18 protein-coding genes are annotated in these 21,486 nt (G+C 57.3%); 6 read left to right on the top strand and 12 right to left on the bottom strand.

Translation table 11 applies throughout. From position 1 onward, the window contains the following. Positions 1-276: 276 nt before the first annotated feature. Positions 277-2,667 carry a maltodextrin phosphorylase gene (gene malP, locus ACI2JR_RS14125; protein ID WP_462478804.1) on the top strand — a complete coding sequence of 797 codons (2,391 nt, stop codon included), beginning with the start codon at positions 277-279 and terminating at the stop codon, positions 2,665-2,667. Between the two features lie 10 nt (positions 2,668-2,677). Further along, positions 2,678-4,774, top strand: coding sequence for a 4-alpha-glucanotransferase (gene malQ, locus ACI2JR_RS14120; RefSeq protein ID WP_132731603.1), 2,097 nt, complete (start codon positions 2,678-2,680; stop codon positions 4,772-4,774). A gap of 119 nt (positions 4,775-4,893) precedes the next feature. Here malQ and gntT read toward each other — a convergent pair whose 3' ends face one another. The 3 genes from gntT to gntX all read right to left on the bottom strand — a co-directional run bounded on the left by gntT (position 4,894) and on the right by gntX (position 7,871). Beyond that, on the bottom strand, positions 4,894-6,210 hold the full coding sequence (gntT, locus tag ACI2JR_RS14115; protein WP_132731604.1) for a gluconate transporter: 1,317 nt from the start codon (positions 6,208-6,210) through the stop codon (positions 4,894-4,896). Positions 6,211-6,562: 352 nt separating this feature from the next. Further along, complete coding sequence (gene nfuA, locus ACI2JR_RS14110) at positions 6,563-7,138, bottom strand: Fe-S biogenesis protein NfuA (protein WP_132731605.1); 576 nt, start codon at positions 7,136-7,138, stop codon at positions 6,563-6,565. A gap of 58 nt (positions 7,139-7,196) precedes the next feature. After that, complete coding sequence (gntX, locus tag ACI2JR_RS14105) at positions 7,197-7,871, bottom strand: DNA utilization protein GntX (protein ID WP_462478803.1); 675 nt, start codon at positions 7,869-7,871, stop codon at positions 7,197-7,199. A 38-nt stretch (positions 7,872-7,909) separates the two neighbouring features. On the opposite strand from gntX, the gene bioH reads away from it, so the two are divergent. Then, positions 7,910-8,692, top strand: a complete 783-nt coding sequence (gene bioH / locus ACI2JR_RS14100; RefSeq protein ID WP_132731607.1) for a pimeloyl-ACP methyl ester esterase BioH — start codon at positions 7,910-7,912, stop codon at positions 8,690-8,692. Between the two features lie 54 nt (positions 8,693-8,746). Then, on the top strand, positions 8,747-8,896 hold the full coding sequence (locus ACI2JR_RS14095; protein WP_462478802.1) for a hypothetical protein: 150 nt from the start codon (positions 8,747-8,749) through the stop codon (positions 8,894-8,896). On the opposite strand, the gene feoC is transcribed toward ACI2JR_RS14095, so the two are convergent. The 5 genes from feoC to greB form a co-directional block, all read right to left on the bottom strand. Beyond that, entirely contained in the window at positions 8,893-9,129 is a 237-nt protein-coding gene (gene feoC, locus ACI2JR_RS14090; RefSeq protein WP_132731677.1) for a [Fe-S]-dependent transcriptional repressor FeoC, read from the bottom strand. The two genes, ACI2JR_RS14095 and feoC, sit on opposite strands and share 4 nt — an antisense overlap. 9 nt (positions 9,130-9,138) lie before the next feature. After that, complete coding sequence (gene feoB / locus ACI2JR_RS14085; protein WP_132731608.1) at positions 9,139-11,457, bottom strand: Fe(2+) transporter permease subunit FeoB; 2,319 nt, start codon at positions 11,455-11,457, stop codon at positions 9,139-9,141. A 29-nt stretch (positions 11,458-11,486) separates the two neighbouring features. After that, entirely contained in the window at positions 11,487-11,714 is a 228-nt protein-coding gene (gene feoA, locus ACI2JR_RS14080) for a ferrous iron transporter A (protein WP_004868486.1), read from the bottom strand. Between the two features lie 403 nt (positions 11,715-12,117). Further along, complete coding sequence (locus ACI2JR_RS14075; RefSeq protein ID WP_462478801.1) at positions 12,118-14,448, bottom strand: Tex family protein; 2,331 nt, start codon at positions 14,446-14,448, stop codon at positions 12,118-12,120. Between the two features lie 101 nt (positions 14,449-14,549). Next, positions 14,550-15,023, bottom strand: a complete 474-nt coding sequence (greB, locus tag ACI2JR_RS14070) for a transcription elongation factor GreB (RefSeq protein WP_132731611.1) — start codon at positions 15,021-15,023, stop codon at positions 14,550-14,552. Positions 15,024-15,270: 247 nt separating this feature from the next. Here greB and ompR point away from each other — a divergent pair, with 247 nt between their 5' ends. Together ompR and envZ are read left to right on the top strand one after the other, a co-directional pair. Continuing rightward, positions 15,271-15,990, top strand: a complete 720-nt coding sequence (gene ompR, locus ACI2JR_RS14065; protein WP_006177890.1) for an osmolarity response regulator transcription factor OmpR — start codon at positions 15,271-15,273, stop codon at positions 15,988-15,990. Next, the gene (envZ, locus tag ACI2JR_RS14060) at positions 15,987-17,348 is read left to right on the top strand and encodes a two-component system sensor histidine kinase EnvZ (protein WP_462478800.1); all 1,362 of its coding nucleotides are present in this window, start codon (positions 15,987-15,989) and stop codon (positions 17,346-17,348) included. The genes ompR and envZ overlap by 4 nt, the downstream gene beginning before the upstream one ends. 111 nt (positions 17,349-17,459) lie before the next feature. Here envZ and pckA read toward each other — a convergent pair whose 3' ends face one another. The 4 genes from pckA to yrfG form a co-directional block, all read right to left on the bottom strand. Beyond that, complete coding sequence (pckA, locus tag ACI2JR_RS14055) at positions 17,460-19,082, bottom strand: phosphoenolpyruvate carboxykinase (ATP) (RefSeq protein WP_462478799.1); 1,623 nt, start codon at positions 19,080-19,082, stop codon at positions 17,460-17,462. A 363-nt stretch (positions 19,083-19,445) separates the two neighbouring features. Next, positions 19,446-20,324: an Hsp33 family molecular chaperone HslO gene (gene hslO / locus ACI2JR_RS14050; RefSeq protein WP_132731614.1), complete on the bottom strand. Its 879-nt coding sequence runs from the start codon at positions 20,322-20,324 to the stop codon at positions 19,446-19,448. A gap of 45 nt (positions 20,325-20,369) precedes the next feature. Beyond that, on the bottom strand, positions 20,370-20,771 hold the full coding sequence (hslR, locus tag ACI2JR_RS14045) for a ribosome-associated heat shock protein Hsp15 (protein ID WP_132731615.1): 402 nt from the start codon (positions 20,769-20,771) through the stop codon (positions 20,370-20,372). Next, entirely contained in the window at positions 20,768-21,451 is a 684-nt protein-coding gene (gene yrfG / locus ACI2JR_RS14040; RefSeq protein WP_132731616.1) for a GMP/IMP nucleotidase, read from the bottom strand. The genes hslR and yrfG overlap by 4 nt, the downstream gene beginning before the upstream one ends. Between the last annotated feature and the right edge of the window lie 35 nt (positions 21,452-21,486).

The raw sequence follows: 21,486 nt of genomic DNA, 5'->3' as shown, positions 1-21,486 counted from the left end.
TTTTTATTTGCTGATAATTGCGCGAGGGTATTTTATTTAACCCTCTGTCTCGGTCTGTAACATAATTTTTGCGCACTGGCGGTTGGCAACATCGTGTTTCGAAACGGTGATTTTTTCAGCATATTTTTCGCGCTCGGTTACCGTTATAGTGGTCAGGATCACACTTTTCGCTCATCCCTGCTGCTCCTCCCTACCTAATCCCCGCCGGGATGAGGACGTCGCTGCAGGAGGTCGGCACACTAACGCCAACGTTTTAGTAAAGGACCCGGATTTCTTATGTCACAGACTTCTTTTAATAAAGATCGGTTTCAGGCTGCACTGACGCGTCAGTGGCAGCACCTTGGCTTACAGTCCGCTTCTGAGATGACTCAGCGTCAGTGGTGGCGTGCCGTGAGCGGCGCTCTTGCCGAGCTGCTGGCCGCTCAGCCGGTCGCCGAACCGGTCAAAGGACAACGTCATGTTAACTACATCTCGATGGAGTTTTTGATTGGCCGTCTGACCGGTAACAACCTGCTGAACCTGGGCTGGTATCAGGGGGTGAGCGATGAGCTGAAAGCCTATGATATCCACCTGACCGATCTGCTGGAAGAGGAGATCGATCCGGGGTTAGGCAACGGTGGTCTGGGCCGTCTTGCGGCATGTTTCCTCGACTCGATGGCTACCGTAGGCCAGTCGGCAACCGGCTATGGCCTGAATTATCAGTACGGTCTGTTCCGCCAGTCTTTCGAGGATGGCCAGCAGGTCGAAGCGCCGGATGACTGGGGGCGTAGCCGCTACCCGTGGTTCCGTCATAACGATCGGCTGGACGTTCAGGTCGGGCTCGGCGGTAAGGTGAGTAAAGATGGACTCTGGCAACCGGCCTTTGTGATCACCGGCGAAGCCTGGGATCTGCCGGTGCTGGGATATCGCAATAACGTGGCGCAGCCGCTGCGTCTGTGGCAGGCGACGCACGCGCATCCGTTTAACCTGACAAAATTCAACGACGGCGATTTCCTGCGCGCTGAGCAGCAGGGCATTGACGCGGAAAAACTGACAAAAGTGCTCTATCCGAACGATAACCACCAGGCCGGGAAAAAGCTGCGTTTGATGCAGCAGTATTTCCAGTGCGCCTGTTCGGTTGCCGATATTCTGCGTCGCCATCACCTGGCGGGACGTAAGCTGGCGGAGCTGGCGGATTACGAAGTGATCCAGTTGAACGACACCCACCCGACCATCGCCATCCCTGAACTGCTGCGCGTGCTGCTGGATGAGCACCAGCTAAGCTGGGACGATGCCTGGGCGATCACCAGCAAAACCTTCGCTTACACCAACCACACGTTGATGCCTGAAGCGCTGGAGTGCTGGGATGAGAAACTGGTGAAAGCGCTGCTGCCGCGTCACATGCAGATCATTAAAGAGATTAACGATCGGTTTAAGAAACAGGTCGATCAAACCTGGCCTGGCGATAAGCAGGTATGGGCGAAACTGGCCGTGGTGCACGATAAACAGGTACGCATGGCCAACATGTGCGTGGTCAGCGGCTTTGCGGTCAACGGCGTCGCGGCGCTGCACTCCGACCTGGTGGTGAAGGATCTGTTCCCGGAATATCACCAGCTGTGGCCGAATAAATTCCATAACGTCACCAACGGTATTACGCCGCGCCGCTGGATCAAACAGTGCAACCCGGCGCTGGCGGCGCTGTTTGATAAAACGCTGAAGAAAGAGTGGGCTAACGATCTCGATCGGCTGATTAACCTGGAAAAATACGCCGATGACGCGTCGTTCCGGCAGACCTGGCGCGACATTAAGCAGGCGAATAAAGTGCGTCTGGCGGAGTTTGTGAAGGCGCGTACCGGTATTGAAATCAACCCGCAGGCGATTTTCGATATCCAGATTAAGCGTCTGCACGAGTACAAACGTCAGCACCTCAACCTGCTGAACATCCTGGCGCAGTACAAAGAGATTCGCGAAAACCCGCAGGCCGACCGCCTGCCGCGCGTGTTCCTGTTTGGGGCGAAGGCGGCGCCGGGCTACTATCTGGCGAAGAATATTATTTTGGCCATCAATAAAGTCGCGCAAGCGGTGAATAACGATCCGCTGGTTGGCGACAAGCTGAAAGTGGTGTTCCTGCCGGATTACTGCGTCTCCGCGGCGGAAATGCTGATTCCGGCGGCGGATATCTCAGAACAGATCTCCACGGCGGGTAAAGAAGCTTCCGGTACCGGCAATATGAAGCTGGCGCTGAACGGCGCGTTGACCGTCGGTACGCTGGACGGGGCGAACGTGGAAATCGCCGAACAGGTCGGCGAGGAAAACATCTTTATCTTCGGCAATACCGTGGAACAGGTGAAAGCCTTGAAAGCCAAAGGCTACGATCCGCTGAAATGGCGTAAGAAAGACAAGCTGCTGGATGCGCTGCTGAAAGAGCTGGAAAGCGGTAAGTACAGCGATGGCGACAAGCATGCCTTCGATCCAATGCTGCACAGCCTGCTGAAAGGCGGCGACCCGTATCTGGTGCTGGCGGATTTTGCTGCCTACGTGGCGGCGCAGAAGCAGGTCGATGAATTGTACCGTGATCAGGAGGCCTGGACGCGGGCGGCGATTCTGAATTCCGCCCGTTGCGGCATGTTTAGCTCCGACCGCTCAATTCGCGATTATCAACAACGTATCTGGCAGGCAAAACGCTAAGGACAGGCCGATGGAGACAAAACGCCTTGATAACGCCGCGCTGGCGGCGGGGATAAGTCCGGACTACATCAACGCCCACGGGAAGCCGCAGTCGATTGCTGCGGCGACGAAAAAGCGTCTGCTTGATGCTATGCATCGTACGACAACCGCCACGAAAGTGGCGGTGGACCCGCTTGCGGCGGTGCAGGTTTTCACCCACGGTAAAAAAATGTCGCTGCCGGTGGCCGGCCGCGGGGACTACCAGTGGCTCCTTACCACTGAGGAGGGGAAGCAGTATCAGGGCAAAGTCAGCGGCGGTGAAACGCTGCCGCTGCCCGCCAAACTGCCGGAGGGCTATCACACGTTGACCCTCACCGATGACGGGGAACGCTGGCATTGCCGGGTGATTGTGGCCCCCGTACGCTGCTACGAGCCGCAGGCGCTGAAAGAGGGCAAAAAGCTATGGGGCGCCTGCGTTCAACTGTATACGCTGCGCTCGGAGAAGAACTGGGGGATTGGCGATTTTGGCGATTTACGGGCGATGCTGCCGGAAATCGCTCAGCGCGGCGGGTCGTTTATTGGCCTTAACCCGATTCATGCGCTCTATCCGGCCAACCCGGAGAGCGCCAGTCCCTATAGTCCCTCTTCCCGCCGCTGGCTCAACGTTATCTATATTGACGTAAACGCCGTCGACGATTTTCGCCTGAGCAAAGAGGCGCAGGCCTGGTGGCAATCCCCGGCGACGCAGCGGGCGCTGGAGGCCGCACGTCAGACCGATGATGTGGATTATACCGCCGTGACCGCGTTGAAAATGACCGCGCTGCGCATGGCCTGGAAAGGATTTTCCGCCCGTAACGATGAGGCGATGACGGCGTTCCGTCAGTTCGTGCTTCGCGAAGGCGAAAGCCTGTACTGGCAGGCGGCGTTTGATGCGCTGCACGCCTGGCAGGTGCAGCAGGATCCGCTGCGCTGGGGCTGGCCGGCATGGCCGAAGGCGTACCAGGATATCAGCAGTCCGGAAGTCAAAGCGTTCTGCACGGAACAGGCGGATGAGGTGAGCTTCTATCTCTGGCTGCAGTGGCTGGCGTATTCCCAGTTCGCCGAATGCTGGCATACCAGCCAGCACGATGCGATGCCGATTGGTCTGTACCGCGACCTGGCCGTAGGGGTTGCTGAAGGGGGGGCGGAAACCTGGTGCGACCGCGAGCTGTATTGTCTGAAAGCCTCCGTGGGGGCGCCGCCGGACATTCTTGGCCCGCTGGGACAGAACTGGGGCCTGCCGCCGATGGATCCGCATATCATCGTAGCGCGCGCCTATGAGCCGTTTATCGAGCTGCTGCGCGCCAACATGCAAAACTGCGGCGCGTTGCGTATTGACCATGTGATGTCGGTTCTGCGCCTGTGGTGGATTCCCTATGGTGAAACGGCCGATCGCGGCGCCTATGTGCAGTATCCGGTAGATGACCTGCTGTCGATTCTGGCGCTGGAGAGTAAGCGTCATCGCTGCATGGTGATCGGCGAAGATCTGGGTACCGTGCCGGTGGAAATTGTCGGCAAGCTGCGTAAGAGCGGCGTCTATTCCTACAAGGTCCTCTATTTCGAAAACGATCATGAGAAGACCTTCCGCGCGCCGCAGACCTATCCGGAGCAATCCATGGCGGTGGCGACAACGCATGACCTGCCGACGCTGCGCGGATACTGGGAAAGCGGCGACCTGACGCTGGGGAAATCGTTAGGCCTGTATCCGGATGAGGGGGTGCTGCGCGGCCTGTATCAGGATCGCGAACGGGCGAAGCAGGGGCTGCTGGATGCGCTGCATCAATACGGCTGCCTGCCAAAACGCGCCGGGCATAACGCCTCGCTGATGGCGATGACCGCGACCCTGAATCGCGGAATGCAGCGTTATATCGCCGACAGCAATAGCGCGCTGCTGGGTCTGCAGCCGGAAGACTGGCTGGAGATGGCCTCCCCGGTCAACATTCCGGGCACCAGCACCGAGTATCCGAACTGGCGACGCAAGCTTTCCACCACTCTTGAGCAGATGTTTGCCGATGAGCAGGTGAACAAGCTGATTAAGGATCTGGATAAGCGGCGGAAAGCGGCAGCGAAGGTCGGCAAGAAGAGATAAGCGCTGTGAATTTCCCCGCTCGCCTTTTGCTGAGCGGGGGCTGGCGCCGTTATCCGGGCAAACGGAATAAAAAAAGCCGGGTCGCGTGATGCTGACCCGGCTTTTTTATGCCCGCAATCTTACACGACCATTCCCAGCAGCAGACAGCCCACCAGGCCGCAGACTGAGATGATGGTTTCCAGCACCGACCACGACTTAATGGTTTCCCCGATAGTCAGGTTGAAGTATTCCTTAAACAGCCAGAAGCCCGGATCGTTAACGTGAGAGAAGATAACGCTCCCGGAGCCGACGGCAATAACCATCAGTTCCGGGCTGACGCCGGTGGTGGCAATCAGCGGTGCGGCAATCCCGCCGGCGGTGATGGCGGCAACGGTCGCAGAACCGAGCGCAATACGCAGTACCGCAGCGATAGACCAGGCCATAAACAGCGGGGACATATTGGATTCATGCATGATAGAGGCGATGTATTTATCCATGCCGCTATCCACCAGCACCTGCTTGAAGGCGCCGCCGCCGCCGATGATCAACAGCATCATGGCGATGATTTTGATCGACGAGGTCAGCGTGTCGTTGATCTGCTCCATCGAGCGTCCGCGGTTGAGGCCAAAGGTGAACAGGGCGATAAGGACCGCAATCAGGGTCGCCATCACCGGGTCGCCGAAGAACTCGGCAATCGGCAGGAAGGCGTGGCCTTTTGGCAGGATCATCTCGGCAACGGCACGCATCGCCATCAGGATCACCGGTACCAGTGAGGTCCAGACGCTGACGCCAAAGCCTGGCATCTCTTCTTCGGTGAAGGTTTTCGGGTTATGCAGCCCTTCCGGAATCGGCTTATCGATGCCTTTCAGGAAGCGGGCGAACACCGGACCGGCAAGGATAACCGTCGGGATAGCCAGAATTGTGCCGTACAGCAGGGTCTTACCCATATCGGCGTGGAAGATGGTGGCAATCGCCGTTGGGCCCGGGTGCGGCGGCAGGAAGCCGTGGGTCACCGAGAGCGCTGCGGCCATCGGAACGCCGACGTACAGCAGAGGGATGCGGGCGGAGGCGGCGATGGTGAACACCAGCGGCAGCATCAGGACGAAGCCCACTTCATAGAACAGCGCAAAGCCGACGGTAAAACCGGTCAGCACCACGGCCCATTGAATGTGTTTTTTACCAAACCTGGCGATAAGCGTCGTGGCAATTCGCTGCGCGCCGCCGCAGTCCGCCAGCAGCTTACCCAGCATAGCGCCAAAGCCCATGATCAGCGCAAGACTGCCGAGCGTGCCCCCCACGCCGTTTTTGATGGAGACAATAACTTTATCCAGAGGCATACCTTGCATAAGTCCGACGGCAAGTGCCACCAGAACCAGTGCGATGAAGCCGTTCATTTTGAAACGGATCATCAGCAGCAATAGCAGGGCAACCCCGATAGCAACGATGACTAATGGCATAATTTACCTGGCCTTTCATTTGTTATGGGTAACGTCAAATTTCAATCTGTTTTCGTTGGATCCAGCTGAGGATTTCAACGGTATGGCGCCATAAAATCGACTATCACTCTTAAGAGAAAGGATAGCTGGCTATTTTTGTAGCAGCGGTGCCTGAAAGGGATGATACGGGTAACATATGCAGGTTGAGAATCACCCGCCCGGGGAAAATTTTAAATATGAGACTTAAGTCATACTCTTTCCCCGGTTTTTGCCGGGTCGTTTAGCGGTAAATGTTGTGCGGTAACATCAGAAGGGCGGCCCGGCGGATGAAGCACCGCCGGGCTTGACGAAGGGGAAGCGGTCGCGCTCAGGCTTAGTAGTAGGAGTGCTCGCCGCGCTGGTGCTCGGTCAGATCGCGCACGCCTTTCAGATCCGGGAATTCGTTCAGCAGCTGCTTCTCGATCCCTTCTTTCAGGGTCACATCGACCATCGAGCAGCCGTTACAGCCGCCGCCAAACTGCAGAATTGCCAGACCGTCTTCCGTGATTTCCATCAGCGTAACGCGCCCGCCGTGACCGGCCAGCTGCGGGTTGATCTGCGATTGCAGCATATACTCCACGCGCTCCATCAGCGGCGCGTCATCGGAGACTTTGCGCATCTTGGCATTTGGCGCTTTCAGCGTCAGCTGTGAACCCAGCTGATCGGTAACGAAGTCAATTTCAGCGTCTTCCAGGTACGGCGCGCTGAGTTCGTCGACATACGCAGTCAGTTGCTCAAACTTCAGCGCTGTGTCGGTGTCTTCCACCGCATCCGGTGGGCAGTAGGATACGCCGCACTCAGCGTTTGGGGTGCCGGGATTAATCACAAATACGCGAATTTGTGTCCCTTCTTCCTGATTTACCAGAAGTTTGGCAAAGTGCGCTTGTGCAGCATCGGAAATACGGATCATAGCGTTGGCCTAATAGTTGAGTATTGTACTGGGTTATAATACGCCCATCAGCAGGGGTCTACAAGGTACGGCACACACACCATACCTGAACCGTCGCGGCGCCGTTTCGCAAAAGCAGGCGGGAAATTTCAGCGACGGTGCTTCCGGTTGTGACGACATCATCCACAATGGCGATATGGTGGCCCTGAACCGGTATTTCAAGCTGAAAGGCATTTTTCAGGTTCTGTTTGCGCAATCGCGCTGAGAGCTGATGCTGGGTCGCGGTGCGTCGGTTCCGGCGGAGCGCATCATTGTGCCATGCGCAGCGCAGCCAGCGCGCCAGCGGGCGGCACAACAGATCGCTTTGATTGAAGCCTCGCCGCCACTGGCGACGTTGCCACAGCGGTACGCTGACCAGCCGGTCTGGCCGGGGTAAGCCTGTGCTCTGGCGAACGCGCAGCAACAGTAGCCGCGCCAGCGCTGGCGCCAGCTCGGGGCGGCGAGAAAATTTCAGCTGGTGGATCAAACCGCTCAGCGGCGGCTGATAGCCATTTACCGCCACCAGCCGCTGCCATGGCGGCGGCTGTTGTAAACAGCGCCCGCAGGGAAGCATGCCGACTGCCGCAGGCAGGCCGCACTGCGAACAGAGCGGGAGCGGGTGGGTCAGGGAGGCGGCGCATCGGGAGCAGATCCCCCAGCCGGCGATGGCCAGCGGCATTTGGCATAGCCAGCATAAGCTGTGTGCTGTTAGCATATTTCCCCTCATGTCAGGTAGAAAGAGAACAGTAACTGATGAACGACATCTGGTGGCAAACCACCGGCGAAGGAAATTGTCATCTTGTGCTGCTGCACGGATGGGGGCTGAATGCCAAAGTATGGGATAGCGTGACGCCGGAACTGGCTTCCCACTTTACGCTGCATCTGGTCGACCTGCCGGGATATGGTCGCAGCCGCGGTTTTGGCGCCTTGTCACTGGAAGAGATGGCGCAGCAGGTGCTGAATAAAGCGCCGGAGCAGGCTATCTGGCTGGGCTGGAGTCTCGGTGGTCTGGTCGCCAGCCAGGTCGCCCTGCGTCACCCTGAGCGGGTGCAGGGGCTGGTGACCGTCGCCTCTTCTCCCTGCTTTGGCGCCGAGGGCGACTGGCCCGGTATTAAAGCGGAAGTGTTGAGCGGTTTTCAGCAGCAGTTGAGCGAAGATTTTCAGCGCACCGTGGAGCGTTTTCTGGCGCTGCAAACGATGGGAAGCGACAGCGCGCGCCAGGATGCCCGGGCGTTGAAAAACACCGTGCTGTCCTTACCGATGCCGTCCGCGGAAGCGTTGAATGGCGGGCTGGAGATCCTCAAAACCGCCGATTTACGCCAGCCGCTGGCGGCCTTAACCGTGCCGTTCCTGCGCCTGTATGGCCGACTGGACGGCCTGGTGCCGCGAAAAATCGTGCCGCTGCTGGATGAGCGGTGGCCGCACAGCGAATCGATGGTCTTTGCAAAAGCGTCCCATGCCCCCTTTATTTCGCACCCGCAGGCGTTTTGCGAGACGCTGCTGGCGCTGAAAAACAGGCTGAACAATGCTGGTTAGCGAGCTGTGGCAACGATCCTGCTCGTAGCAATACTCAGGTGGTCACGGAGGGAAATGATTTCAGTCGTCCCCGTGAGCTGTAAAAGCAACCTGATGGAGAAGGCGGATGCGCTGGGCGGCAAGTATTATGTGGTGATTGCCGGAAAGAAAAACGAAAAAGCGGGTCTCAGGACCCGCTTTGGTTTTCCCATTCCACAGGCTTAGCGCAGCGCCCACCATTCCCGTAAACAGGCTTTTCCCTCCGGGCAGCTTTTACAACTGCCGGACAGACAGCCGTCCCGGTCTTCCGCGAGGCGCACCGCTTTACCCATGGCTTCCAGACGGCTCAGCATGGCGTCGATCAGCGGCTGCGGCGTATGCAGGCGGGCGCTGAGCTGCTCTGCTTCCATACGCCCTTGCAGAGCCAGCATATCGCGTACTTCAATCAATGACGCCATCATGACTCCTTAGTGGCAATCACCCGCCGGGCTCTGGCAGCAGGATGAGGGGGTTTTGCGCGTCGCCAGCAGCGAGATGTCCACCCGGCTACGGGCCCGACGCAGCAGGCCAAAGACCACCACGTTGAACAGCACTACCGCCAGAATGCACACCAGGCTATAGCGTGGATGCTGGCTGAAGCTTACGGTTTGGTAGTACAGCGTCGACAGTGAATAGGCGATGTTCAGCCCCCACAGGATAGAGAATGACATCCAGCCGCGGCTGGATTCGCGAGCGACGGCCCCCATCACCGAGATACACGGAATATAGAGCAGTACGAAAATCAGATAGCTGTATGCGGCGGCGGCATTGCCGAATTTGCTGCTCATCACGCCCATGGCGCCGGTTTCCATTTCACCATCGCCCTTGCTGGCTTCAATCGGGTTAGCCAGTACGCTCAGGCTGAAGGTGTCTTTCAGGCTCTGCCAGGTTTCATCCACCGCGGCCAGCAGTTCGTCACCGAGGTGGAATTCCTGCGGATTAAACGCTTCGTTCTGAATGTTTTCGGCGGTGTAGAGCGTGTTCAGCGTGCCGACGACCACTTCCTTTGCCATCGCGCCGGTAAATAGCCCGACGGTGGCCTGCCAGTTGTCTTCATGCACGCCAATCGGTTTAAACACCGGGGTAATCAGACGGCTGACGGAGGCCAGCGCCGAATCGTTGATGTTGTCCACCAGCTTGCCGCCGAGCGAGAAGCTGTTCAGGGCGCTGATGAAAATACTGACGATCACGATAACTTTACCGGCGCGCAGCACGAAGCCTTTCAGGCGTTGCCACGTCTGGATAATCAGGCTTTTGATATGCGGTACGTGATAGACCGGCAGTTCCATCACAAACGGCGAGGCTTCGCCGCGCATGATGGTGTGTTTAAGCATCAGGCCGGTAAGGATCGCCATCACGATGCCGAGCAGATACAGGGAGAAAACCGCCAGCGCTCCGTTTTGTCCAAAGAAAGCGGCGGCGAAGACGGCGAAGATCGCCAGGCGCGCGCCGCAGGACATAAACGGCGCCATCATGATGGTCATCAGACGTTCACGCGGTGCATCCAGCGTCCGTGCCCCCATCACCGACGGGACGTTGCAGCCGAAGCCGACAATCAGCGGTACGAAAGATTTCCCCGGCAGGCCCAGCGCCTGCATCAAACGGTCCATGACGAAGGCCGCCCGCGCCATATAGCCGGAATCTTCGAGGAAGGAGAGGAACAGGTACATCATGCCGATTTGTGGCACCAGCGGTAGCACGGTGTTGATACCGCCGCCAATCCCCTGGGCGAGAAAAACGGTCAGCCAGTCCGGGAAATGCAGGGTATAGCCCAGCCACTGAATACCGTGGATAAAGATAGCGACGGAACCGGCGTCAAAAATAGGCTGCAGTGCGCCGCCGATATTGATCGCCAGTAAAAACATCAGGTACATGACAAACAGAAAGATAGGCAGCCCCAGGACGCGATTAAGGATGATTTTATCCATCGCGGTGGTGAAGCGGCTTGGCTCTGCGGTCAGCGTGTTGCTGACGGCGTCGCAGATGGCGGCAATACTTTGGTAGCGGGCATCGGCAATATGCAGGGCCGGATCGTCAATATCGGCGCTCAGGCTGGCGAGGGCCGCATCCAGCTTATGTTCGGCGTCGCCGGCATAGGCGCGGCTGTAGATATCGCCTTCCAGCATCTGCAGACCCAGCCAGCAGCGCTGACGCGGCGGGATCTCCTGAGCCATCACCTGCGCCAGCTTTTCCGCTTCGCGCAGCAGCGGCTGCGGATAGTGCACCAGCTCGAGCGTTGTATTTTGCTGATGGCGATCGACGGCCATTTTCAAGGCTTCGATCCCGCGGCCACGGGTGGACACCAGCGGAATAACCGGGCAGCCAAGGCGGGCGGCAAGGGCGTCAACATCGATACGGATTTTTTGCTTCTCGGCAATATCCAGCATATTCAAGGCCACGATGCAGGGAATGCCCAGCTCCAGCAGTTGAAGAGTCAGATAGAGGTTGCGCTCGAGGTTAGAGGCGTCGACGACATTAATCAGCATGTCCGCATCGCCGCTGAGGATGTAGTGACAGGCGATCTGCTCATCCAGCGAGGTCTGGGAAGAGATGGTGGTCAGCGAGTAGGTACCCGGCAGGTCTACCAGCGTGACCTGGTGGTCGGTGGTGGTGAAAGCCCCTTCTTTGCGCTCGACGGTGACTCCCGCCCAGTTGCCTACACGCTGACGAGCGCCGGTCAACTGGTTGAATAATGTGGTCTTGCCGGAATTAGGATTACCAATTAAACCAATGGTTAATTTTTTCATATTTCAAACTCTGAGTGCCGAACCTGACGTTATTGTGCAACCGCTTCCAGTTCTATTAAATCGAGATCTTTTTTACGTAATACCAGGCTAACGCGCCGGGTTTCGATATGAACAGGATCGCCAAGCGGCGCCACGCGGACCACATTAAAAGAAGAGCCTGGCAGCATTCCAAGAGATAACAGTTTCTGGCGATAAGCCGGGCTAATATCGCGAGAGAAACCCGTAATTTTCCACGCACTATCAGGAGTGAATTGCATAGGACCTACTTGTAATCGCTAACTGAGCGAGAGTTTACCCTGTGCGGCAATCGCACAGCACCGGGGAGTCAAGCCAACGGAGAAGAATATATATTTACTACGAATAATGATAATGAGAATGGTTTTTATCATCAATGTATTATGCGGGGAATAAGCCGCTTTGGCCGGGAATTCACCGTTTTTTTGATATGACTCAAGGTCTGTGCTGCCGGGGGGAATAATTTTGAAATTAATTATTTCAATAAATGTTTAAAGAAGGTTTCATTGGTTAATGGAATGAAGCTTTAATCACTCTGTTATTTACGCGATTTTATTCCCCGGTTAGCGGAATATAACAACAGTCCGGGCGTTATTGTTGCAGGGAGCGAAAAATAGCCCCCCGTAATGAGGGGCTGAGAAAGGATTAGCGTTTTTTACCCATTGCCGCCGCCAGCGCATCCATCATCGCGCTATTGCCGCCCGCATGCGTCTCGCGCTCGCGGGGTTTCGCCGCTTTCGCCGCCGGGCGGTTGCCCTGCGCACGCTCGTTACCGCCGCCGCGCCGCGCGTTGCCCTCACCGGGCTGTTCATCCAGACGCATGGTCAGCGCAATACGTTTACGCTGCAGATCGACTTCCATGACTTTAACCTGCACGATATCGCCAGCTTTGACCACGGTATGCGGATCTTCGACGAATTTATTCGACAGCGACGAAATATGCACCAGGCCATCCTGGTGGACGCCGATATCGACAAAGGCGCCAAAGTTGGTCACATTGGTGACCGCGCCCTCCAGCACCATGCCCGGCAGCAGGTCATTCATGGTTTCCACGCCATCGGCAAACTTCGCGGTTTTAAACTCCGGACGCGGGTCGCGGCCGGGTTTTTCCAGCTCTTTGATGATGTCAGAAACGGTCGGTACGCCGAATTTGTCATCGGTGAAGTCGGCCGCTTTCAGGTTGCGTAGCTCGCTGCTGTTGCCCATCAGCTCTTTTAACGCCTGTTCAGTTGCCGCCAGAATGCGCTCCACCACCGGATAGGCCTCCGGGTGAACGGTGGAGGCGTCCAGCGGGTTATCGCCGTGGTTGATGCGCAGGAAGCCCGCACACTGTTCGAAGGCTTTGGGGCCGAGGCGGCTGACTTTCAGCAGCTGCTGACGATTCTGGAACTGGCCGTTTTCATCGCGCCAGGCGACGATATTTTGCGCCATCATCCGCGTCAGACCCGCGACGCGGGTGAGCAACGGTACCGAGGCGGTATTCAGATCGACGCCGACGGCGTTAACGCAGTCTTCGACAACCGCATCCAGCTTACGCGCCAGCTGCGTCTGGCTGACATCGTGCTGGTACTGGCCCACGCCGATAGATTTCGGATCGATTTTGACCAGCTCGGCCAGCGGATCCTGCAGGCGCCGCGCGATCGACACCGCGCCGCGCAGGGAAACATCGAGGTCCGGGAACTCGAGGGCCGCCAGTTCAGAAGCCGAGTAGACCGATGCCCCGGCTTCGCTGACGATCACTTTCTGCGCGGTGACTTTCGGGAACTGCTGCTGCACATCGAGGAAGAAGCGTTCGGTTTCGCGTGAGGCGGTGCCGTTACCGATCGCTACCAGCTCAACGTGGTGTTTCTCACACAGCGCCGCGACGGCCGCCGCCGCTTTAGCCGCCTGGCCGGTATGCGGGTAGATGGTATCGGTGGCGACCAGCTTGCCGGTGCCATCCACGACGGCGACTTTCACCCCGGTACGCAGCCCCGGATCGAGACCCATGGTGGCGCGTAATCCGGCAGGTGCGGCCATCAGCAGGTCGTGCAGGTTGCGGGCAAAGACGTTAATCGCTTCGTCTTCCGCGCGTTCACGCACGGTGCCCATCAGCTCGGTCTCCAGGTGCATCAGTACCTTGATGCGCCATGTCCAGCTCACCACCCCTTTGCGCCAGCTATCCGCCGCGGCGTTGTTCAGGCGCAGGCCCAGGTGGTTGATAATGATATGTTCGCAATGGCTCTCTTTCGGCGGCTCGTCAAACTGCGGATCGGCATTCAGGGCGAGCTGCAGTATGCCTTCGTTGCGGCCGCGGAACATGGCCAGCGCGCGGTGTGAAGGGACGCTGGCAATCGGCTCATGGTGATCGAAGTAGTCGCGGAATTTTGCCCCTTCCTCTTCCTTGCCGTTCACCACGCTGGCGACCAGATGCGCATTCTTCCACAGATAGTCGCGAACCTTTGCCAGCAGGGCGGCGTCTTCGGCGAAACGTTCCATCAGAATGTAACGCGCGCCATCGAGAGCGGCTTTGGTATCGGCGACGCCCTTGTCGGCGGCGATAAACTTCGCGGCTTCAACTTCCGGCTCGTGGGACGGCTCGTTCCACAGCAGATCCGCCAGCGGCTCCAGCCCGGCCTCAATAGCGATTTGCCCACGGGTGCGGCGCTTCGGTTTATACGGCAGGTACAGATCTTCGAGCTCGGTTTTGCTCAGCGTGGTGGTAATCGCTTTTTCCAGCGCGTCGGTCAGTTTGCCCTGTTCGCCGATCGATTTGAGAATCGACTGACGGCGGTCTTCCAGTTCACGCAGATAGCCGAGGCGGGTTTCCAGATTACGCAGCTGCGTGTCATCCAGACCGCCGGTGACTTCTTTACGATAGCGTGCGATAAACGGCACGGTGTTCCCTTCATCAAGCAGGCGAACGGCAGCTTCTACCTGTTCAGCCCTGGCCTGAAGTTCACCCGCAATAATGCGGCAGAGCGAATCATTCATCATGTTTATTTCATCTTGTGGATCGAAAATCAGGGGATAGTTATACGGACTGGCACGGCAAAATGCCAGTCGCCGCACGAGGCTCTCAGATTGTTCCGGACGTCTTATTTCACATATTCGATGGCATTCACGTACCAGCTCGCTTCACCGGCGGGCGTGTTGACCACCGCCAGATCGCCAACCTCCTTTTTCAGCAGCGCGCGGGCCATCGGCGAGTCGATGGAGATGTAGTCTTTGCGCCCGAAGATTTCATCGTAGCCGACAATGCGAAAGCGCCTGGTATCTCCGTCATCGTTTTCGATTTCAACCCAGGCGCCGAAGAACACTTTTCCTTCCTGCTGCGGGGAGTAATCGACGATCTTCAGGTTTTCCAGGCATTTGGTCAGATAGCGTACCCGGCGGTCAATTTCACGCAGGCGCTTTTTATTGTACTGATAGTCGGCATTTTCGCTGCGGTCGCCGAGGCTGGCGGCCCAGGTCACTTTTTTGGTGACCTCGGGACGTTCTTCACGCCACAAGTAGTCCATCTCTTTTTTCAGTTTTTCATACCCTTCACGGGTAATCAGCGGCGTTTTCATTAATCGTTCTACCTTCTGAGCGTCGGGTATTGCGCAGGATGTTGTGCGGTTGCGCACGGTTTGTCATACGTAATAATACCGACAGGATAAATAATGTGTCTTATGATTAAATGTATACTTAAGCTGCTGTTAAATATGCTTTGTAACAATTTAGCCTGGAATATATACCAGATTTAGCTGGTCGGCGACCCGGGCTTTTTTGAGAATACGCACTGACAATTGCAGTGAACCTTTGGGAGTATAAACAATGCAAGAGAATTATAAGATTCTGGTTGTCGACGACGACATGCGCCTGCGTGCGCTGCTCGAGCGTTATCTGACCGAGCAAGGCTTCCAGGTTCGAAGCGTCGCAAACGCCGAACAGATGGACCGCCTGTTGACCCGTGAGTCCTTCCACCTGATGGTGCTGGATTTGATGCTGCCGGGCGAAGATGGCCTCTCCATTTGCCGTCGTCTGCGTAGCCAGAGTAACCCGATGCCGATCATTATGGTGACGGCGAAAGGGGAAGAGGTTGACCGTATCGTCGGCCTCGAAATTGGCGCGGATGACTATATCCCGAAACCGTTCAACCCGCGTGAGCTGTTGGCCCGTATCCGTGCCGTGCTGCGTCGTCAGGCGAATGAGCTGCCGGGCGCGCCGTCGCAGGAAGAGGCGGTGATTGCCTTTGGTAAATTCAAACTCAATCTCGGCACCCGCGAGATGTTCCGTGAAGATGAGCCTATGCCGCTTACCAGCGGGGAGTTTGCGGTTCTGAAAGCGCTGGTCAGCCACCCGCGTGAGCCGCTGTCCCGCGATAAGCTGATGAACCTCGCCCGCGGTCGTGAATATTCGGCGATGGAGCGCTCCATCGACGTGCAAATCTCCCGCCTGCGGCGGATGGTTGAAGAGGATCCGGCGCACCCACGTTATATCCAGACCGTGTGGGGGCTTGGTTACGTATTCGTGCCGGACGGCGCTAAGGCATGAAACGCGTGCGCTTTTCGCCGCGCAGCTCATTTGCTCGCACCCTGTTATTGATTGTCACCTTGCTGTTTGTCAGCCTGGTGACGACCTATCTGGTGGTGCTGAATTTTGCGATCCTGCCGAGTCTTCAGCAGTTTAATAAGGTGCTGGCCTACGAAGTCCGTATGCTGATGACCGATAAACTGCAGCTTGAAGACGGCACCCAGCTGGTGGTGCCGCCGGCGTTTCGGCGCGAGATTTATCGCGAGCTGGGCATTTCGCTCTATTCCAATGAAGCGGCGGAAGATGCAGGCCTGCGCTGGGCGCAGCATTATGAGTTTTTAAGTCAGCAGATGGCGCACCAGCTCGGTGGGCCCACCGAAGTACGGGTCGAGGTGAATAAAAGCTCCCCCGTGGTGTGGTTGAAAACCTGGCTGTCGCCCAATATTTGGGTGCGGGTGCCGCTGACGGAAATCCACCAGGGCGATTTCTCGCCGCTGTTCCGCTATACCCTGGCGATTATGCTGCTGGCGATTGGCGGCGCCTGGCTGTTTATCCGTATTCAGAACCGGCCTCTGGTCGATCTTGAACATGCCGCGCTGCAGGTCGGGCGAGGCATTATTCCGCCGCCGCTGCGGGAATACGGGGCATCAGAGGTTCGCTCGGTGACCCGGGCCTTCAATCATATGGCCGCGGGGGTAAAACAGCTGGCCGACGACCGTACCCTGTTAATGGCCGGGGTGAGTCACGATCTGCGTACGCCGCTGACGCGTATTCGCCTGGCGACGGAGATGATGGGGGAAGAAGATGGTTACCTCGCCGAGTCGATTAACAAAGACATCGAAGAGTGTAACGCCATCATCGAGCAGTTTATTGATTACCTGCGTACCGGGCAGGAGATGCCGATGGAGCTGGCGGACCTGAACTCGGTATTGGGCGAAGTCATCGCGGCGGAGAGCGGTTACGAGCGGGAGATTGCCACCGACCTGCAGGCGGGAGAGATTCCACTGCGGATCCATCCGCTGTCGATCAAGCGTGCGTTGGCCAATATGGTGGTCAACGCCGCCCGGTATGGTAACGGCTGGATTAAGGTCAGCAGCGGCAGCGAAGCGAGCAGCGCCTGGTTCCAGGTCGAGGATGATGGCCCCGGGATTAAGCCGGAACAGCGTGAGTATCTGTTCCAGCCGTTTGTCCGCGGCGACAGCGCCCGTAGCACCAGCGGTACCGGTCTGGGGCTGGCGATTGTACAGCGTATTATCGATAACCATAACGGCCGCCTGGAGATTGGCTCCAGCGAACGGGGTGGGCTGTTGATTCGCGCCTGGCTGCCGATTCCGGTCCAGCGTGCGCTGACCCCGACGAAGCCGGGTAAAGAGAGTTAATCAGCCTGCTTCACGGTCCTGCCCGCAGCCGCAAGCGCTGATATCCGGATCGGCGGGATGGCGGGCATAAAAAAGCCGGGCGTTGCCCGGCTTTTTCTTTACGTCCGTCGGTTAGCGCTTCGGACCGGCCGCAACCAGCGCCGCGCCCGCAGGCGTATCGGTATATTTCTCGAAGTTTTCCACGAACAGCTTCGCCAGCTGATCGGCTTTTTCCTGCCACTGCTCCGGCGAACCATAGGTGTTACGCGGATCGAGAATATGCGTATCCACACCCGGCAGTTCGACAGGAATCTGCAAATCGAACATCGGCAGGGTGAAGGTTTCCGCGTCGTCCAGTGAGCCATCGAGGATTGCGTCGATGATGGCGCGCGTATCTTTAATCGAGATACGTTTGCCGGTGCCGTTCCAGCCGGTGTTAACCAGATAGGCCTGCGCCCCGGAAGCCTGCATGCGTTTCACCAGCACTTCTGCATATTGCGTCGGGTGCAGCGACAGGAAGGCTGCGCCGAAGCAGGCAGAGAAGGTTGGCGTCGGCTCGGTGACGCCGCGCTCGGTGCCGGCCAGCTTGGCGGTAAAGCCGGAGAGAAAGTGGTACTGCGTCTGGTCAGCGGTCAGACGCGATACCGGCGGCAGCACGCCGAAGGCATCCGCGGTCAGGAAGATGACTTTGGTCGCATGGCCGGCTTTTGAAATCGGCTTAACGATGTTCTCGATATGGTCGATCGGGTAGGAGACGCGGGTATTCTCGGTTTTTGAGCCATCGTCGAAATCCACGCTGCCGTCAGGACGAACCATGACGTTTTCCAGCAGCGCATCGCGGCGGATGGCGTGATAGATATCAGGCTCGGCGGCTTCGGAAAGCTTAATGGTCTTCGCATAGCAACCGCCTTCGAAGTTGAAGACGCCATCGTCATCCCAGCCGTGCTCGTCATCACCAATCAGGCGACGTTTCGGATCGGTGGAGAGAGTGGTTTTGCCGGTACCGGAAAGACCGAAGAACACCGCAACATCGCCTTTTTCGCCGACGTTTGCCGAGCAGTGCATCGATGCAATACCCTGCAGCGGCAGCAGGTAGTTCATGATCGAGAACATCCCTTTCTTCATTTCGCCGCCGTACCAGGTCCCGCCGATCAGCTGGATACGCTCGGTCAGGTTGAAGGCGACGAAGTTCTCAGAGTTCAGACCCTGTTCCTGCCACTGGGGGTTAGTGCATTTTGCGCCGTTCATGACGATAAAGTCCGGAGCAAAGTGAGCCAGCTCTTCATCGGAAGGGCGGATGAACATGTTTTTGACGAAGTGCGCCTGCCAGGCCACCTCGGTAATGAAGCGTACGCTCAGCCGCGTGTCGGCGTTTGCGCCGCAGAACGCGTCAACGATGAACAGACGCTTGCCGGAGAGCTGACGGGTGACCAGTCCTTTCAGATGCTGCCAGGTTTCCTGAGAGAGCGGTTTATTGTCGTTCTTGCCATTGCCTTTATCTGACCACCACACGGTATCGCGGGTGGTATCGTCACGAACGATATACTTATCTTTCGGCGAACGACCGGTAAAAATACCGGTATCGACGGCGATGGCGCCAAGATTGGTCAGTATGCCACGTTCATACCCTTCCAGGGTGGGGTCGAGTTCTTCGTGATACAACGTATCGAAGCTGGGATTGTGAACGATATCCTGGACGTCGTTGATACCATAAGCCTTGAGATCCTGCGGGGTTAAACCATTATTAACGCGCATGTCACTGCTCCTTAGCCAATAATATATACTGCTTTAAATTGTAGGGGTTATTTCGGGGTACAGACCGCGACCAGGCTCATAGATTTACGTATCTCGACAAACGCCTTACTTACGAAAAACACGGTGACTCCTGTCACGAAACATGCGCGATTATCTCAGGAAAATGGCTGTTGGTGGGTATAGATGTTTCTTATTGGTTAAAAAGTAATTAAAAAAACTGCCGAAATGTGAATGTAATCGCTTTCTTGAAAGAAAATTACGTAACTCTTTCAGTGAAAATCGATTCATCTCGCGAGGAAATAGTTGACGCCGGTCGCGGCGGAGGCAGAAAACCTCCGCCGCGTTGCCCGGCGGGCATGGAAATCAGTGAACCTGAGGATCGGCCGGAGAGGCGTTATTGCGGATCTCGGCGATATCCATCGCATTGAAGAGATAATGATTGCCGCAGTAATCGCAGTGCATATCAATTTCACCTTCGTCGGCCAGAATGCTGTCGATCTCTTCGTCCGGCAGCGTTTTCAGCGCACCCGCGCAGCGCTCGCGGGAGCAGGTGCATTTAAATTCCACGTTCTGCGGATCGTAAACGGTCACCTCTTCTTCGTGGTACAGACGCCACAGGACATCGGTCGCCGACAGGGTGAACAGCTCCTCGGCTTTGATCGTCTCAGTCAGGGTCGCCAGATGCTCGAAATCAGCGCTCTGGGTCTCTTGCGCCGGCATGACCTGCAGCAGCATTCCGCCGGCCATCGGTTTACCTTCATGCTCGCCGGTACGAATGACCAGACGCGTCGGCAGCTGTTCAGAACGCTGGAAGTAATCTTCCAGACAGGCGGCCAGCGTTTCGCCTTCCAGACCCACCACGCCCTGATAGCGCTCACCTTCATCCGGAGAGATGGTGATGACCAGGTAACCGTTACCGACCAGCGTTTTCAGATCCGCATCTTCCGGAATGTCGCCCTGAATCCGCGCTACGCCGCGCAGCTGCTGCTGGTTGGTCCCGTTGATCACCGCCAGAGACAGGGGACCGTCGCCCTGCAGCTGCACGGTGATATCGCCGGCAAACTTCAGCGTGGCGGTTAGCAGGCTGGTGGCCACCAGCAGCTCAGACAGCACGGTTTTGACCGGCTGCGGGTAGCTATGGTTAGCCAGAATCTGTTCCAGGGTGTCCGATACGGTAACCAGTTCACCGCGTACGGCATAGTTTTCAAACAGATAACGATGTAATTGATCGTGTTGAGTCATAATAGTCTCTCTTGCGGGCAACCGCGCGCCTACAGGTATAGGCGGTTATTCACTGTCGCCGTGTTTAAATCTCATCAGGTCGCGGCGCTCTTTCTTGTCCGGACGTCTGTCGGGATGCGGCATGGTTAGCGCGTTCATTTTGCGCGCCAGCGCCATTTTCTCGCGTTTTTCAATGCTCTCTGCCGTCTCTTCATAGAGGGCGACGGCTTCGCTGGCTGGCCTGCGCTGCCCGGTGATGCCTTTGACCAACAGGGTGCGTTCGTCATTCCCCTGGCGTAGCGTCAGGGTGGCGCCCGGTTCGACGACTTTACCCGGCTTAGTGCGCTGTCCGTTATAGTGCACCTTACCGCCTTCAATCATCTCGCGCGCCAGCGCACGGGTTTTATAAATGCGGGCTGCCCAAAGCCATTTGTCCAGCCTGATGGCCTCGACGGGCTGTTCTTTCATGGCCTCTCCTTTGGGGTCAGAGAAGGGATCAGACGCCGGTAATCGTTCAGCCCGGGGTGGCGGGCATAGCTTTTTTCCGCCAGCCCGGAATCCGGATTGGTGACGCCCAGGCAATAGCGGATGCCAAATTGCGCCGCGGCATCCAGGATCGCTTCACTATCATCGACAAAGAGCGTTTTGCGCGCATCGAAGCCGGTTTCATCCGCCACCGCGCGCCACAGGCGCTGATCTTCTTTCGGATAACCAAATGTGTGGGTGGAAAGCAATAAATCAAGGTGTGCGTCGAGACCGGTATGCTTAAGCTTCACCGCCAGGTTATGCGGGTGAGCGTTGGTCAGCAGGATGCGCCGCTTGCCGCTGGCTTTGAGCGCGTCAAGAAACGGCACGGTATCTTCACGCAGCGCCGCTCGCGGCCCCTGCTCGCTGGTCATCGCACGAATATCCAAATTCAGACGCTCGCTCCAGTAGTCCAGACAGTACCAGTTTAGCGTATGCTGCACCGCGTGATACTCCTGGTGCATGGCCGCTTTGGCTTCTTGCAGGTTGAGCCCACGCGCGGCCCCCCAGGTCTCCGGAACCAGCTTTTGCCAGAAATAGTTGTCGAAAGCGAGGTCGAGCAGGGTGCCATCCATATCCAGCAGAACGGTATCAACCTCTTGCCAGGCGATATCAAAGTGCATGGTGAGTCTCCAGCGAGGGGAAATGCGCGACAGGG

The organism is Klebsiella sp. NPDC088457, assembly GCF_044900465.1.
In the GTDB taxonomy this organism is placed as follows: Bacteria; Pseudomonadota; Gammaproteobacteria; order Enterobacterales; family Enterobacteriaceae; genus Klebsiella.
This window is presented reverse-complemented; position numbering and strand designations above follow the sequence as displayed.